The organism is Pseudoduganella danionis (assembly GCF_009720775.1).
GTDB classification, from domain to species: Bacteria; Pseudomonadota; Gammaproteobacteria; order Burkholderiales; family Burkholderiaceae_D; genus Rugamonas; species Rugamonas danionis.
The window spans coordinates 1-15,800 of record NZ_WNKW01000008.1; the positions used below are offsets into that span (position 1 = coordinate 1).

Sequence of the window (15,800 nt, forward strand, 5' to 3'; positions counted from 1 at the left end):
AATCACGGCCACGGACACCTCCACCAGGCAGCAGCACACCGAGCAGCGGAATCACGGCCACGGACACCTTCACCAGGCAGCAGCACACCGAGCAGCGACACCACGGCCACGGCCAGCTCCACCAGGCAGCAGCACACCGAGCAGCGACACCACGGCCACGGCCAGCTCCACCAGGCAGCAGCACACCGAGCAGCGACACCACGGCCACGGCCAGCTCCACCAGGCAGCAGCACACGGCCACGGCCAGCTCCACCAGGCAGCAGCACACGGCGCAAGCACACCGAGCAGCGGCATCACAGCCCCGGCCAGCTCCGCCGGTCAGCAGCGCGCCGAGCAGCGACACAACGGCCACGGACACCTCCACCAGGTAGCAGCCCATCGAGCAGCGGCAGCACGGCCACGGACACCTCCACCAGGTAGCAGCCCATCGAGCAGCGGCAGCACGGCCACGGCCAGCTCCACCAGGTAGGAGCTTATAAAGGGTCGGCATCTGACACTTAGTAACGCCTCCAGCAGCTGCGTAGAGCCAGACGATGCTCACCACTATGTGCAGACGTATGCACAGCCTCACCGCCGGCCGGATGGGGCGGCAGGGAATTCTCCCTGCGCACAATCCCAGGAGAGTGCAGGTTGCCAGCAGGCGAAGTCTGGCATGCCCCTATTTAAAAACCGCAGGCTTAGACGATTTGTCCCGGTTCTGTCCCGGTTCTGTCCCTGTAAATAAATATAATTACCGGGACAAACTTAACTAATAGAATCAATGACTTAGATATATGTATTTAGTTGTCCCGGCTGTCCCGGTAGATTTTTCTCGTTTTTCTGCTGCCGCGCCTTGTTAGAGCGTAAAAAAACCGTGCACTGCACGGCTTTTTGAACTGCCTGGATGGGCGTATCAGGCGCGCTTGAAGCTCACCGGAATAACGTTCTTACCGCTTTCTACCAGATCGATGTAGTCCGCATACGCCTGCATCATCACCTTGCGCTCTTCCTGGAATTGTTCGCGGTCGTAAGCTTCCCCGTATTCATCATTGGAGCCGTGCGCCAACTGACGATTGACCACTTCATGCCGGTAGCCCAGGCGAGCCTTGATGATGCCCATTGCCAGCGAACGAAAGCCGTGGCCCGTGTGTCTCCCTTGGTAGCCCATGCGGCGCAGCGCCATGAGAATGGCACCGTTCGACGCAGGCCGCTCGTGGTCGGTACGGTTGGGGAACAGATAAATTCCATGCCCGGTCAGCTTGTGCAGTTCACGCAGCAGTGCCCAGCCCTGACGTGGCAGGTGCACATGGTGATCCAGCTTGCGAGGATTGACCTGTTTGCGCCCCATCTTCATGCGCTGCCATGGAATGACCCACGTTTCATTTTCCAGGTCGATCTCGCTCCACGGCGTTTCGATTAGTTCGCTGGTTCTGACGAATACCAGGAGCATTAACCGTATCATGATTCGAGTCGGCAGGAACATGCCGGCCTCGGCTTGGCGCAACGCGGCAAGGAAATCCGGCAGCTCGTCAGTGCTAATTGCTGCATGGTGGCCTTTGGCACGTGGCTTTAGGGCACCGCGCAGGTCCGGGACCGGGTTGTACTTAACGACCCCTTTGGCGATGGCGAAGCGAAAAACCGCACTACAGTGGGCGGCAACGCGGGCGGCCATGTCTACCGCGCCGCGCCGCTCGATCTGACGTAGCGTATCGAGCAGCAACGGAGCATCGACCTCAGCCATCGGCCGGCTACCGATGCGCGGGAACACGTCGTTTTCCAGCCGTGCAAGCGCTTCTTTAGCCGTGTTGGGCTTCCAGGTCTCAGCTTTGTTAGCGTGCCATTCTCGCGCCAGGACCTCAAAAGTATTGATTGCCGCGACCTTCTTTTGCAGTTTTTCAATGCGCTTGCTCTGGGCCGGGTCAATACCGGCCGTCTGTTGCTGCTTGGCCTTGCTACGCTCCGCCCTGGCACCAGCCAGTGTCACCTCTGGATAGCTGCCGAAGGTCAGACGAGATTCTTTACCACTGGCCTGGCGCACCTTCATACGCCAGAACTTGGAGCCATTTGGCATTACCTCGACATACAGCCCACCGCCATCAGACAACTTGTAAGGTTTCTCAGTTGGCTTGGCGTTGCGTAGTTGGATATCAGTGAGAGGGGTTATCAGTTTTGGCATTTTGGGGGCATGTTTTTTTGGGGGCATGAATTATGCCCCCAAAGATGCCCCCAAAAAGACGGGATGTCAATGCACTCCCCGGAACGTCCGGGAACAAAAAAACCGCGCTCTCACTGGGAGATTCGCGGTTTTCGGGACTCCACGGTACTTCGTGGAATTATTTTCTGGCGGAAGCGGTGAGATTCGAACTCACGAACGGCGCAAACCGTCGGCAGTTTTCAAGACTGCTGCCTTCAACCACTCGGCCACGCTTCCTGAACGAGCGACATTATACATTCTTCATCCGCAGTTGGGGCGCTTTCCGCCGCCACAGGCTCAGGCTGCGCGGCTGCCCTGCTCTGCCGCCAGATTCTTGCGCATGGCCAGTTCGAAGGCATCGGCCTCCAGCGGACGCGAAAACAGATAGCCCTGCACCTCGTCGCAACCGGACTGGCGCAGGAATTCCAGCTGCTCGGCCGTCTCCACGCCCTCCGCTATCACCTTGTGCTTGAGCTGCTGGGCGATGCTGATGATGGTATTGGCAATGGCGCAATCGTTGGCGTCGTCAGGGATGCCGATGGTGAAGGAACGATCGATCTTCAGCGTATCGATGGGGAAGCGCTTGAGATAGGACAGGCTGGAATAGCCGGTGCCGAAATCGTCGAGCGATAGCGTGACGCCCAGCGCCGCGATCTGGTCCATGATGCCGATGACGCGCTCGATGTTATTCATCAGCGTGCTTTCCGTGATCTCCAGTTCCAGCCATTCCGGCGCCAGACCATAGCGCTGCAGCGTAGTCTGCACCCGCCCCGGCAAGCTGGCCGTGAACTCGCGCGCCGACACATTGACGGCCAGCCGCACGGGCGCCAGCCCGGCCTGCTGCCAGCGCTGCGCCTGCGCGCAAGCCTGTTCCAGCACCCATTCACCGACCTGCACCACCAGCCCCGTCGCTTCGGCCAGCGGTATGAACTCGGCCGGCGGCACCAGCCCGCGCTGCGGGTGGCGCCAGCGCACCAGCGCCTCCGCGCCGATGATGCGGCCACTGGCAATCTCGAACTTGGGCTGGTAATGCAGTAGCAGTTCGCCATTGCTGAGCGCATGGCGCAAGCCCGTTTCGATGCGCATGCGCTCCTGCATACCCTGATTCATGTCCTGACTGTAGAAGGCCACATGGTCGCCCTCGGCACCGCCCTCCTGCTTGGCGCGGTACATGGCAATGTCGGCCAGCCGCAGCAGGGTTTCTGCATCGCTGCCATCCTGCGGATACACGCTGATGCCTATGCTGCCGCCCACGCGCAGATCATGGCCATCGATCAGGAACGGCGTGTTCAGTGTCGCCAGCAGTTTTTGCGCCACCATGCTGGCCTCGAAGTGCTGGCCGATATCGAACAGGCCGATGGCAAACTCGTCGCCGCCGAGACGCGCCACCAGATCCTGATCGCGCAGCACAGCACGGAAACGCCGCGCCACTTCACAGAGCAATTCATCGCCCACTGTGCGGCCCAGGGTATCGTTGATCAGCTTGAAGCGATTCAGGTCGATGAACAGCACGCAGCCATGCAGCTTGCTGCGCTGGGCCACCGTCAGCGCCTGATCGACCAACTTGGTCAGCAGCGTCCGGTTGGGCAGATTGGTCAGCGCATCGTAATAGGCCAGATGGTGGATGCGTTCTTCCGCCAGCTTGCGTTCGGTAATGTCGGTCAGGTAGGCGATCAGGCCGATAGGCCGGCCATGCGGGTCGCGCAGTGGCGACAGCGACAGGCTGGCCCAGAATACTTCGCCCGATTTCTTTTTGCGCCGCACCTCCATCAGCCGGCCACCCTGCTCGAGGAAGGTATCGTCGATGCTCTCGTCCTCGTCTTCGTAGAGGAACAGGATGTTGCGGCCTATCGCTTCCACCGAGCTATAGCCGAACAGCCGTTCAGCGCCCTTGTTCCAGCTGATGATGAAGCCGTTCATATCCATGGTCAGCACGGACTCATGAATATGGTCAAGTATCTGGGACTGATGCTGGAGCTGGTTTTCCACCTGCACATAGGCATGGGTGGAGCGCTGGGCCAGCGACTGGGTATGCAGCACGCCCGCCGCCAGATGGGCTAACGCCCGCAGATGCGAACGATCGAGTTCGCTGTATTCGGTCCGCCCCGAGACCACGAAGCGACCAAAACACTGCCCTTCATAGCAGATATCCTGGATCAGGCTGGGCACGGCCGCATCATTCGCGGCCAGCACTTCGATCACGGGCGGTTCGAGCAGAACCGCTTGCTCATCCACGGGAATAAAGTCCCCTAGCGGACTGTGCATCACGCTGCGTACGATGCGCCCTAGTTCCTCGCTGAGTGCTGTGCCGCGCAAGCGCAACACCGCGTCACAAAGTGCCGCGCTATGACTCAGAAAATCGGAGGATGGAGGCGCGAGCATTGTTTATATATTCCGGCTCACCTGAATCGCCCACTGGTAGGCTTGCAACTGCGTCGCCCAGTAGGTCGCGGGATCAATTCCGACCTGCTCCAACGCAGCGCGGTCTGGCCGTTCAACCAGCTTGAGCAGCTCGCCCAGCGCGCCGCCACGGTCCAGCAGCGCCATCACCACATCGAGATCCAGACTCAGGGCCGCGACGATTTCCGTCATCGGCATGTCGAGCAGTACGTCGAGCAGCGAGAACACACCCGTCACGAACGCCATATCGAGCTGGTCGCGTTCCCAATCCAGTGCCTTGCCCAACGCTTCCATCTGGGCTGCCCGCACAGCGGCCAGCGGCAGCAGCGGATTGGCTTTACCGTCATCCTGCTGACGCGCGTACAGCAGCAGCTGCAGCCAGCGCTGCAACTGGCGCCGGCCCAGCACATTGATGGCCTGGCCGAAGCTGTGGATAGGCGAACTGAGCGCAAACGCTGCCGAGTTCACCAGTTTCAGTAAATGGTAGGACAGTGCCGGATCCTGCTTGAGCAGCACTTCCAGTTCGCGCGAATCGGCATCGCGTGCCAGCAAGCCCAGCAGCGCCAGCAAACGCTTGCGCGAGGTGCCGTCGTTGGCGTTCAGGTCGCGCGGCGGATGCAGGGCGAAATCGCCGCTGAACCACGAGAAGCCCGCCTTGGCACATTCGGCAATGCGCTGCTCGCTCTGCATATTGCTGGCCAGATGGGGGCCAGGCTGGCCGATCAGCGCCAGCACGGGCGGCAGCGAGGTCGAGGCGTCATACATCAGCGATTTGGCGCCGCTCAGGGTGGCGGCCATGCCGGCCAGACCATCGATCATGATGCGGTAGCCGGCTTCCGTATAGCTGGCCAGCTTCTTTTGCACAGGCACTTCGGCCACGGCAGCGGCCGGCACACGCAGAACCACGCGGTTAGGCGGCAAGCCGTCCAGTTGCGACAGCTCCAGCTGGGCGGGCTGCGGTACGTTGAGTAGGCAATCGAGCGGCAGGAAGGACTCCAGCACTTCGCTGGTTTTCAGCAGCGATAGCGCGCTCTGCCAGACATCGCCTGCGTCTTCGGACGGCTCTATAGTCAGCGCAACCCACTCGTTATGCGCGTTGGAAACCGCTTGCAATGCTACCAGCGGGAACAGGCTCGATTCAGACGCAGACATCAGATTCTCTTGGATGGTTGAGCTCACAATCTTAGAGTAAGAATTAACATAAAGCAATCAATTACCATTTGGAAGGATTGCATTTCTTATCAAGACCAATCTAAGACCAAAAAACCACAACAGCAGTAACAAAAAATGAACGAGCAGCAATATATCAGAGTTTTTCCGGCAAACAGGAACAGTTGAAAATTGCTCAACGGAATTAGAAGTAAATCTCTGTTTCTTTGCAACAATGCTCGGGCTAGCCATGCTGGACAGCAAAACGGATCAGTTCGGCCTGCCCTTCGATGCCCAGCTTGCGCTTGATGTTGAGACGGTGTGTTTCTACCGTGCGCACGCTGAGATCGAGCGCGCGCGCGATCTGCTTGTTGGATTCGCCGCGCGCCAGATGGCGCAGCACTTCCTGCTCGCGCGTAGTGAGTTGCATATCAGGCAACTGCGGCTGGGCCAGCTGGCGTGCCAGCGCCGCACTGTAATAGATGCCACCCGACATCACCGTTTCTATCGCCACCACGATATCTTTGCCGGGCGCATCCTTGAGCACATAGCCGCGCGCGCCAGCCCGTATGGCTTGCGACACATATTCGAGCTTGTCGTGCATGGACAGGATCAGCACGGCGATGCGGGGGAAGGCGGCGCGGAACTGGGCGGTCGCCTCAATGCCGTTGGTATCGCGCATATTGATGTCCATGAGCACAAGATCGATATCGATCTGCGCGGCCTGCTCAAGCGCTTCGGCCGCCCCGCCTGCCTCGGCCACCACCTGGAACTGCGGCATGGCTTCCAGCCGCGCCCGCAGGCCGTCACGCACCAGAGGATGGTCATCCACCAGTTGTATTTTGATCGTCGCCGTCATATCACGCTTTCTGTTTACCGATGTTCGGTGGTTCTAACTGTCATTGGCTGCAAATGCCGTCAGCACGGTGCCCGTGCTGCCTGATTCGATGCTGAAGCGCCCGCCGATAGCATCCATACGCTCCATCATATTGCGCAATCCGATTCCCCGCTGAGGATGCAGTGCGATGCCCTCGGCATCGAAGCCCTTGCCGTCATCGCGTATGCACAGCGTCACGCCGTCAGCCTCGCCACGCAGCGTGATCTCGATCTGCCCCGCTGCCGCATGGCGGCCGATATTGGTCAGCGCTTCCTGCGCCAGCCGGAACAGCACGGTATTAGCCACATCGGATAGCCCGTCCGTCGCACCGCTGGCCTCGAACTGCACCGGCGTGCCGCTGCTGTGCGTGTATTCCTGTCCCAGATGCTTGAGTGCCGCCGCCAGTCCCAGATCGTCCAGTATGGCGGGACGCAGATTATGGGAAATCCGCCGCACCTCGCCCATCACATTGCTCAACTGATCTGCGGCATGCTCGAACACGCCCTGTGCCGCCTCGATCTGGCCCGGCTGGCCGGACGACAGCCGTATCATGCCCGCTTCGATCTGCAGCTTGATCGAGACCAGCCACTGGCTGATACCGTCATGCAGGTCGCGCGACAGCCGCGCACGCTCCTCTTCCTGCGATTCCACCACGCGCTGGGCCAGCACTTTCAGCTTGGCATCGGCTACGCGCAGTTCGCTGATGTTGAGCGCCACGCCGGAACTGGCCACCACCACCGCCGCCGCAATCGCGATCAGCGCGATCCACAGCATGGTGTTATGGATGTTGCCCGACTGCTGGACATCGACCTTGGCCAGTGCCTGTTCCACGTCGTCCAGATAGATGCCGGTGCCCAGCATCCAGCCCCAGCGCGGCAGCGGCACCACATAGCCGAGCTTGGCCACGGGCTTATGGGTGGATGGCTTGATCCACATATAGCGCTGCAGCCCGCCGCCTTCGCGCGCACGCTGCAGCAGCTTCTGGATGGTGGGCTGGCCCTGCTCGTCGCGCAAGTCATACAGATTACGGCCCACCAGCTCCGGCTGGCGCGGATGCATCAGCGAATTGCCCTGCATATCGTAGACAAAGAAATAGCCATCATCGCCATAACTGAGACTGGACAGGATGCGTTTGGCTTCTTCGCGCGCCGCCGGGTCATCCCGGCCCGCATCGTACAGATGGGCAATGGAGTGCTGGGCCAGCGTAACGTAGTGCTTGAGCTCGGCCTCCTTGCTGCTCAGATAGGCTTGCTGGATGGTGCTGCGCTGCTGCTGGGCCAGCAGTTCCGACTGATGCCACACCGCCAGTGCGATCGCGCACAGGGCGAGGATCAGTGGCGTAATCGCCAGAAACAGCACTTTTTGCCGCAGTCGCATAACTATCCTGCCCGTTGAGATCCTGCGATTTTACGCGCAGGCGGCCACTTCCCACTACGTAGTTATACGCAGCGCACTTGCGTATTGCTGCGCTTGTGAGCGATATGCGATTCCTGAATACTGTTCATAAGCTGCCAGCATTCCAGATTTACACCGAGTTTTTACGGAGCAGCAACACTATCCTTGGAGGAAGTATGCAAACTATCACCCCTCGTGCGCCCACCACCCTAGCCGCCCGGCTAGGCTGGGCTGCCCTCGCCCTGTGCGGTGCGGCAGCGCTGGGCGTTGTCGCGCTTAAGCGCGGCGAATCGATCAGCGCCATCTGGATCGTCATCGCCGCCGTCTGCGTGTATCTGATCGCCTACCGTTTCTACAGCCTGTACATCGCCGACAAGGTGCTGGGGCTGGACGCGCGCCGCCTGACCCCGGCCCAGCGCCTGAACGACGGTCTGGACCACGTACCGACCAATAAATACGTGTTGTTCGGCCACCACTTCGCCGCGATTGCCGGTGCCGGTCCGCTGGTCGGCCCCGTGCTCGCGGCGCAGATGGGCTATCTGCCCGGCATGCTGTGGATCCTGGCTGGCGTGGTATTTGCCGGCGCCGTGCAAGACTTCATCGTGCTGTTCATCTCGACCCGCCGTGATGGCCGCTCGCTGGGTGACCTGATCAAATCCGAACTGGGCCAGATCCCTGGCATGATCGCCCTGCTGGGCACCTTCATGATCATGGTGATCATTCTGGCCGTGCTGGCACTGATCGTAGTGAAAGCGCTGGCCGGTTCGCCATGGGGTAGTTTCACCGTGATGGCCACCATCCCTATCGCCCTGTTCATGGGCGTGTACACGCGCTACATCCGCGTCGGCCGTATCGGCGAAGTTTCCATCATCGGCTTCATCCTGCTGATCGCTGCCATCTTCGGCGGCCAAATCGTGCAGGAAAATCCGGCACTGGCCCCGATGTTCACCTACACCGGCACCGAGCTGACCTGGATGCTGATCGGCTACGGCTTTGTTGCCTCCGTGCTGCCTGTGTGGCTGCTGCTGGCCCCGCGCGACTACCTGTCCACCTTCCTCAAAATCGGCACCATCGTCGGTCTGGCCATCGGCATCATCATCGTTGCGCCTTACCTGAAAATGCCGGCCATGACCAAGTTCATCGACGGCACCGGCCCGGTCTGGGCAGGTTCGCTGTTCCCTTTCCTGTTCATCACCATCGCCTGCGGCGCCGTATCCGGCTTCCACGCGCTGATCTCGTCCGGCACCACGCCCAAGATGATCGAAAACGAAACCCATGCCCGCTTCATCGGCTACGGTGCCATGCTGATGGAATCCTTCGTCGCCATCATGGCGCTGGTAGCCGCATCGACCATCGAACCGGGCGTGTACTTCGCCATGAACAGCCCGGCAGCCCTGATCGGTACCACGGCTGATACGGCCGCTGCCGCCATTACGCAATGGGGCTTCTACGTCACGCCGGAAATGCTGACCCAGACCGCCAAGGACGTGGGCGAGCACACCATCATTTCGCGTGCCGGTGGCGCGCCGACGCTGGCCGTGGGCATGGCCCACATCCTGTCGAACGTGATCGGCGGCCAGACCATGATGGCCTTCTGGTACCACTTCGCGATTCTGTTCGAAGCGCTGTTCATCCTGACGGCAGTGGATGCCGGCACCCGCGCCGGCCGCTTCATGCTGCAGGACTTGCTGGGCGCTTTCGTGCCTGCCATGAAACAAACGGAAAACGTGGTCGCCAACCTGACCGCTACCGGCCTGTGTGTAGCAGCCTGGGGCTACTTCCTGTACCAGGGCGTGGTGGATCCGCTGGGCGGCATCAACACCCTGTGGCCGCTGTTCGGTATCGCCAACCAGATGCTGGCCGCTATCGCGCTGATCCTCGGCACTTGCGTGCTGTTCAAGATGAAGCGTGCACGCTTTGCCTGGGTCACCATGGTGCCTACCGTATGGCTGCTGCTGTGCACGCTGACGGCCGGCTTCCAGAAAATCTTCTCGGCCAATCCTAAAGTCGGCTTCCTCGCCCACGCAGCCAAATATCAGGCTGCCTACGCGGACGGCAAGCTGCTGGCGCCGGCCAAGTCGATGGCGCAGATGCAGCAGGTGATCTTCAACGATTATCTGGATGCTTCGCTGGCCGGCTTCTTCGTCGTCGTCGTGCTGAGCATACTGGTGTTCGGTATCCGCACCGTGCTGCAAGCCCACGCGGCCAGCGGCCCGACGGCCAAGGAAAGCCCGCTGGTACTGGCTACCGGAGCCCAGTAATGCTAGGCGAAATCGTTCAGGCAGGCCGCTATCTGGGCCAGAGTGTGCGGCTGATGATGGGCCTGCCTGAATACGACACCTATGTAAGCCACCGCGAAGCCACCCATCCAGGCGAGCCCATCATGACGTACGAAGAATTCTTCCGCGAACGTCAGGAAGCCCGCTACGGCGGCGCAGGCAAACGCGGCGGCTGCTGCTAAGCCACGGGGTCAGGTCGGGCGTTGGCGCAGAGTCTGCACCGATGCCCGACCTGACCCCATTTTATTTTTAGGCGCCAGGGGAACCTCACCCACGCTACAGCGGTCTTATCTTGTGGCGCGGCACCGTCCGCCGCGCGGAGCCTGCTGATGCCGCCAGCCTTTTCCTATCCGCTCGCCTTTGTACGCAACCTCGGCTGGGTCACCCCCGCCGAGCAGGGCATATTGCGCAGCAAGCGCATCGCCATTGCCGGCATGGGCGGCGTGGGCGGAGTCCACCTGCTCACCCTCACCCGCCTCGGCATAGGTGCATTTCATATTGCCGACTTCGACCGCTTCGATCTGGCTAACTTCAATAGGCAAGTAGGCGCCACCATTACGACGCTGGACTTGCCCAAGGTCGATGTGCTGGCCACGCTGGCGCGTGATATCAACCCCGAATTGCAGCTGGCCCTGTTCCGCGATGGGGTCCATCACGGCAATATGCCGGCCTTTCTCGATGGCGTGGACCTGTATATCGACGGGCTGGATTTCTTCGCCTTCGGCGCGCGTCAGGCCGTGTTCGCGGCCTGCGCCGAGCGCGGCATACCCGCCATCACGGCGGCGCCGCTGGGCATGGGTACGGCGCTGCTGAATTTTCTGCCGGGCGGCATGAGCTTCGATGACTATTTCGGCTGGGGCGATCTGCCCGAAGCGGAAAAAGCCCTGCGCTTTCTGGTGGGGCTGGCCCCAGCAGGATTGCATGGCAGCTATCTGGTCGATCCGGCCAGCATCAATCTGGAAGCGCAGCGCGGCCCATCCACCATCATGGGCTGCGAGCTATGCGCCGGTGCTGCCGCTACCGAAGCCCTGAAAATCCTGCTGCAGCGCGGCCCCGTGGCCGCGGCACCGTTCGGCTACCAGTTCGACGCCTACCATAACCGCATGGTGCGCACCTGGCGTCCGGGCGGCTACCGCAACCCCTTGCAGCAACTGGCCATGTGGGTGATACGGCGGCGCCGTGGAGCGCGCTCATGAGCCGGCCCGGCCTGCTATTCGACCCCACGCTGGAACAGATCCTCGATCTGGCCCGCTGGGCGCCCAGCGGCGACAATACCCAGCCATGGCGCTTCGAAATTCTGGGGCCGCGCCGCCTGATCGTACATGGCCACGATACGCGCAACCATTGCGTGTACGACCTCGACGGCCACCCCAGCCAGCTTTCGCTCGGTGCGCTGCTGGAAACCATGAGCATCGCCGCCAGCCGTTTCCGCCTGCAGTTGCACGCCAGCCGCCATACGGAAGCACCGGAACAGCATCCGCGTTTCAGCATCGATCTGCTGCCTGCACCCCTGCTGGAAGCCGATGCACTGGCCGATTTCATCCAGACCCGCAGCGTGCAGCGGCGTGCCCTGAGCCGGCGTCCGCTCAGTCCGGCTGAACGGGCGGCACTGGCCGGCGCTCTGCCATCCGGTTATCAGGCCTACTGGCTGGAAGGCAGCGCGCGGCGCCAAGCCGCATGGCTAATGTTCGACAACGCCGGCCTGCGCCTGACCATGCCGGAAGCGTGGCAGGTACACCGCAACGTGATCGACTGGAATGCACGCTACAGCGTCGCGCGCATTCCGTCGCAGGCACTGGGGGTGGATGCCGCCACGGCGCGCCTGATGCAATGGATTATGCAGCGCTGGGAACGCGTGGCCTTTTTCAACCGCTGGCTGGCCGGCACGCTGGCGCCACGCTTGCAGATGGACTTGCTGCCGGGACTGGCCTGTGCTGCCCATTTCGTCCTGGTCGCGCCGCGCCGTGCCCAGCGCATCGATGATTTTGTCGACGCTGGCCGCGCCGTGCAGCGCTTCTGGCTAACGGCCACCGGCCTCGGCCTACAAATGCAGCCGGAACTCACTCCGCTGATCTTTGCCCGCTATGTGCGCGATGGCCGCATCTTTTCAGCCACGGCCGGCATGCAGGAACGTGCTGCAGCCCTGTCGCGCCGCGGCGCTGCCCTGCTCGGTGCGGCCGCCTGGGATCAGGCCATCTTCATGGGGCGCATCGGCGCCGGTCCCGCAGCACGCTCGCGCTCGCTACGCTTGCCGCTGCACCAGTTGCTGTACGATCCGCCGGGGAGCTTGTGATGCGCGCCATCCGCGCCAGCCAGATCGCCCTGTTTCTTCTTCTGCTGGCGCTGATACTGGTGCTGGCCCTGCTTACCACCGCCCTGCTCGACGGCGCACCGCTGGGCGACTTCCGTGCGCTGGTACTGGTGTTCGGCGCCGTGCTGCTGATCTATCTGTATGCCATCCTGATCTATCGCACCTTGCTATACGTGGCGCCGCTCAAGGAAGGCATCGTTGCCGAGCATACGCCGGAAGAAACCATCGCCAACCTCAACATTCTGTTCTATCTGCTGCTGTTCAACTCGCTGATCCGCACCCACTTCATACCGGTGCCCCTGCTGCGTCTGCTGTATCTGGCACTGGGTGCTAAACTGGGCAGCAATACTTATTGCGCCGGCGTGATACTCGATCCGCCACTGACACACATCGGCAGCAATAGCATCGTCGGCCACGACGCAGTGATCTTTTCCCATGTAATCGAAGGTGACAAGCTGGAACTGCGCGCCGTCCACATCGGCAACAACGTCACCATCGGTGCCACGGCCGTCATCATGGCGGGCGTGGGCATAGGCGACCGCAGCATTATTTCAGCCGGTGCCGTCGTCACCAAGGATAGCCAGATCGGCGCCGATGAAGTCTGGGGCGGCATACCGGCTAAACGCTTGCGCAGCCTGAAAGCCTGAAGCGCATAACGGCTGTCGGAGATTCTTACAGTCGTCCCCCGTCCCGCCTTCTGTTGTCTGCTAAGTACTTGATTCGATTGCCTACCCTGCCACTGGCAAGGCTTTTGCTCTATTCCGCATACGACCCCGATTCCCGGGTTCTCACCGATCAGGAGTATTTATGAAACAGCTCAAATTGGCCCTAGGCAGTGCGCTGCTGGCCAGCACCATGGCCGCATATGCCGGCCCCACCGTAGGCCTGGATCCCACCGGCGCCGGCCTCTACACCACCTATGCCGATCTGTGGACCAATGTGACCGATACTGCACTGGCCACCGGCTTCATCCCGGGCCTGACCGTAGGCGGCCCCGGCGGCGCAGTACCGTATTTGACGGAGCTGCGTTCGCAAATGGTGATCGGCACTATGACGAACAGCAATATTCCGGCACTGGTTACACCGGGCGGCCTCAACACCACATTCGAGATCAGCAAGGTAGTGCGCTTCCAGGAACTGGTGGATGCGCAGACGCCCACCACCGCCCACTTCACCATGCCTGCCACGCAGTCGGCCGCCATGGATGTGGACCCGCTGCATGCGGGCGTACAGAATCTGGCACTCTACCTGGACCGGATCGGCCCTGGCGGCGTCAGCAAGGCTGTGCCCGGTAATGGCGCCAGCACCGTACGCTGCTATGGCCAAGGCGTTACCTCGGCCGGATGCGGCGGGATTGGTGACCCCGACGGCGATGGCATCATGATCCTGTCTGGCCATTTGGTGTTCAACGACGCCAGCTTTACCGCTTCCGGCCCAGTCGGTACAGGCTCCTTCGATTCGCGCTTCATGATCGACTATGTCGATCCGCTCTATCTCGATATCGTCAGCGGTTCCGTGTTCAGCAACAAGATCACGGGGACTACCAACGTACCCTCGTTCTTTACGCCAACCAGCATGTGGGATGGTGCCATCCCGACCACCGTGCCTTTCCTGAAAGCCGATTCTTCGGATAGCTTTGTTGCCGTACCTGAACCTGGCACGCTGGCACTGATCGGTCTGGGCTTTGCCGGTCTGGCACTCAGCAGCCGCCGTCGCAATACCCAAAGCATGGGTGGCACCACCATCACAGCCTAGGCGTCCGCGCCCTGCACGCGTGCCAGTGTGCAGGGCATCCACAGCGCGTCGCCACTGCAGTACGGACGCGCTGCCTTGTGCACTACCGTGTCTGTTGCACCTAGCCTGCAGATCGTGCGCTAGCGTGCACTCACGGCGCGCGCGCCCACCCTGTCTAGCGCTGCCAACAAACGCTGCGCCACGTCGTAATGCTGGAATACCTTGGCCATCTGTGCAGCCGCAGCCCGTATGCCCGGATGCACCAGCATCTGCATCACACTCTCGCGCAACGCCGACGCCTGCAAACGGTCGGAGCGCAGGCATCGGCCAGCCCCCACCGCCAACACTCCCTGCATATTCAGATACTGATCCAGATTACCGGCTATCCCCAGCACCGGCACTCCGGCGGCCAGCGCCTGTTGCGTGCTGGGGCTGCCGCCATTGCAAATGACCACTTGCGCCCGCTGCGCCGCGCGCTCGCCGGGCAGATACTGCGCCACGAAAGCATTGTCCGGTATGGCATCGGGCATGGCCTGCCCGGCCGTCGCCACCATCAGCCGCAAGGGCAAGCTGGCCAGCGCCTGCAATATCAAGGGCAATAGCTCGCCCTGTCCCGAACTCCCCAGCGTGACATACACTAGCGGCAAATCTTGCGGCAAACCATGCCACCATTCTGGCTCCGGCGTAGGTGGCGACCACGTTACCGGCCCCAGATAAGCATGGTTGGCGGGCAAGCTGGTGGCAGCAAACATTTCCGCCACGTCCGGATACAGCACCTGATCGGCATCCGCATACAGACTGCGCAAATCATAGGGCAAGGTCGGCAGACGATAGCGCCGCCGTAATTGATTCAGCGGTACGCTATGCAGCGCAAAAGCGAGCGGGCGCACGGCACGGAATAGCTGGTTGGCCAGTGCAATCGGAAGCACACGCGCGAGTGCAATCGCGGGCACCGTATATTGCTGCGTTACATAAGGACTCCAGTAGGCATTAATCAGCCCGATATAGGGCAGCGCCAGCAAGCGGGCGCTGACGGCTAGCGACAGCCGGAAGTCACCTATCACGGCGTCCGGCCGCAAGCGTTCCAGCAAGCGCCTGTCCTCTGCGACGTAGGTCTGCAATGTGGCCACATCATAAACAGGTTTGCCGGCCGCCAATGCGCCCAGAAACTGTTCGCTAGAAATACTATGCAGCGGCCAGTACTGCATGCTTCCAGCCGGGAAAAACTGGCTATAGCCGCCCGCGCAGGCGAAGTGCAGCTCATACTCCAACGGCGATAGCATGCGCGCCAGCGCCAGCGGTCTTCCCACATGTGCCAGCGTTACCGCTTCCGCTACAAACAGTATTTTTTTGCGCGCCATACTGCCAGCATGGTGCGCCGCAATTAAGGCTGTTTGAGCTAGCTCAATAGTACCGGCCTTCGATCCAGATCAACACTGGTACAGGACGAAGGTTATATTTTTCCAATTGGCATTTCGATTC

The 15,800-nt window shown here is 61.2% G+C and carries 13 protein-coding genes and 1 tRNA gene; 6 read left to right on the plus strand and 8 right to left on the minus strand.

Translation table 11 applies throughout. The annotated features are described in order from the left end of the window. From GM655_RS20250 to GM655_RS20280, 7 genes are all read right to left on the minus strand, one after another. On the minus strand, window positions 1-352 hold a 352-nt coding region (locus tag GM655_RS20250), incomplete at its 3' end, for a hypothetical protein (RefSeq protein ID WP_229632666.1). 540 nt (window positions 353-892) lie between these two features. After that, entirely contained in the window at window positions 893-2,182 is a 1,290-nt protein-coding gene (locus GM655_RS20255) for a tyrosine-type recombinase/integrase (RefSeq protein ID WP_229632667.1), read from the minus strand. Between the two features lie 138 nt (window positions 2,183-2,320). Beyond that, window positions 2,321-2,410: transfer RNA gene (locus GM655_RS20260), tRNA-Ser, on the minus strand. Between the two features lie 60 nt (window positions 2,411-2,470). Then, on the minus strand, window positions 2,471-4,555 hold the full coding sequence (locus GM655_RS20265) for a putative bifunctional diguanylate cyclase/phosphodiesterase (RefSeq protein WP_155436490.1): 2,085 nt from the start codon (window positions 4,553-4,555) through the stop codon (window positions 2,471-2,473). 3 nt (window positions 4,556-4,558) lie between these two features. Further along, on the minus strand, window positions 4,559-5,725 hold the full coding sequence (locus GM655_RS20270; RefSeq protein WP_155436491.1) for an EAL and HDOD domain-containing protein: 1,167 nt from the start codon (window positions 5,723-5,725) through the stop codon (window positions 4,559-4,561). A gap of 241 nt (window positions 5,726-5,966) precedes the next feature. After that, a complete protein-coding gene (locus GM655_RS20275; RefSeq protein ID WP_155436492.1) occupies window positions 5,967-6,581 on the minus strand; it encodes a response regulator in 615 nt (204 codons plus the stop codon). Between the two features lie 33 nt (window positions 6,582-6,614). Continuing rightward, complete coding sequence (locus GM655_RS20280; protein WP_155436493.1) at window positions 6,615-7,976, minus strand: cache domain-containing protein; 1,362 nt, start codon at window positions 7,974-7,976, stop codon at window positions 6,615-6,617. 194 nt (window positions 7,977-8,170) lie between these two features. Between GM655_RS20280 and GM655_RS20285 the strand changes: the two genes are divergently transcribed. From GM655_RS20285 to GM655_RS20310, 6 genes are all read left to right on the plus strand, one after another. Continuing rightward, window positions 8,171-10,255 (plus strand): carbon starvation CstA family protein, encoded by a 2,085-nt coding sequence (locus tag GM655_RS20285; protein WP_155436494.1) that lies wholly within the window; start codon window positions 8,171-8,173, stop codon window positions 10,253-10,255. Then, window positions 10,255-10,455: a YbdD/YjiX family protein gene (locus tag GM655_RS20290; RefSeq protein WP_155436495.1), complete on the plus strand. Its 201-nt coding sequence runs from the start codon at window positions 10,255-10,257 to the stop codon at window positions 10,453-10,455. The genes GM655_RS20285 and GM655_RS20290 overlap by 1 nt, the downstream gene beginning before the upstream one ends. Before the next feature lie 147 nt (window positions 10,456-10,602). Then, window positions 10,603-11,469, plus strand: coding sequence for a ThiF family adenylyltransferase (locus GM655_RS20295; protein WP_155436496.1), 867 nt, complete (start codon window positions 10,603-10,605; stop codon window positions 11,467-11,469). Further along, window positions 11,466-12,566, plus strand: coding sequence for a nitroreductase family protein (locus tag GM655_RS20300; RefSeq protein WP_155436497.1), 1,101 nt, complete (start codon window positions 11,466-11,468; stop codon window positions 12,564-12,566). Before GM655_RS20295 ends, GM655_RS20300 begins: the two co-directional genes overlap by 4 nt. Continuing rightward, on the plus strand, window positions 12,566-13,231 hold the full coding sequence (locus tag GM655_RS20305; RefSeq protein WP_155436498.1) for an acyltransferase: 666 nt from the start codon (window positions 12,566-12,568) through the stop codon (window positions 13,229-13,231). Before GM655_RS20300 ends, GM655_RS20305 begins: the two co-directional genes overlap by 1 nt. 160 nt (window positions 13,232-13,391) lie before the next feature. After that, the gene (locus tag GM655_RS20310) at window positions 13,392-14,339 is read left to right on the plus strand and encodes a PEP-CTERM sorting domain-containing protein (protein WP_155436499.1); all 948 of its coding nucleotides are present in this window, start codon (window positions 13,392-13,394) and stop codon (window positions 14,337-14,339) included. Between the two features lie 119 nt (window positions 14,340-14,458). Here GM655_RS20310 and GM655_RS20315 read toward each other — a convergent pair whose 3' ends face one another. Next, window positions 14,459-15,679 (minus strand): glycosyltransferase, encoded by a 1,221-nt coding sequence (locus tag GM655_RS20315; RefSeq protein WP_155436500.1) that lies wholly within the window; start codon window positions 15,677-15,679, stop codon window positions 14,459-14,461. Window positions 15,680-15,800: the final 121 nt, after the last annotated feature.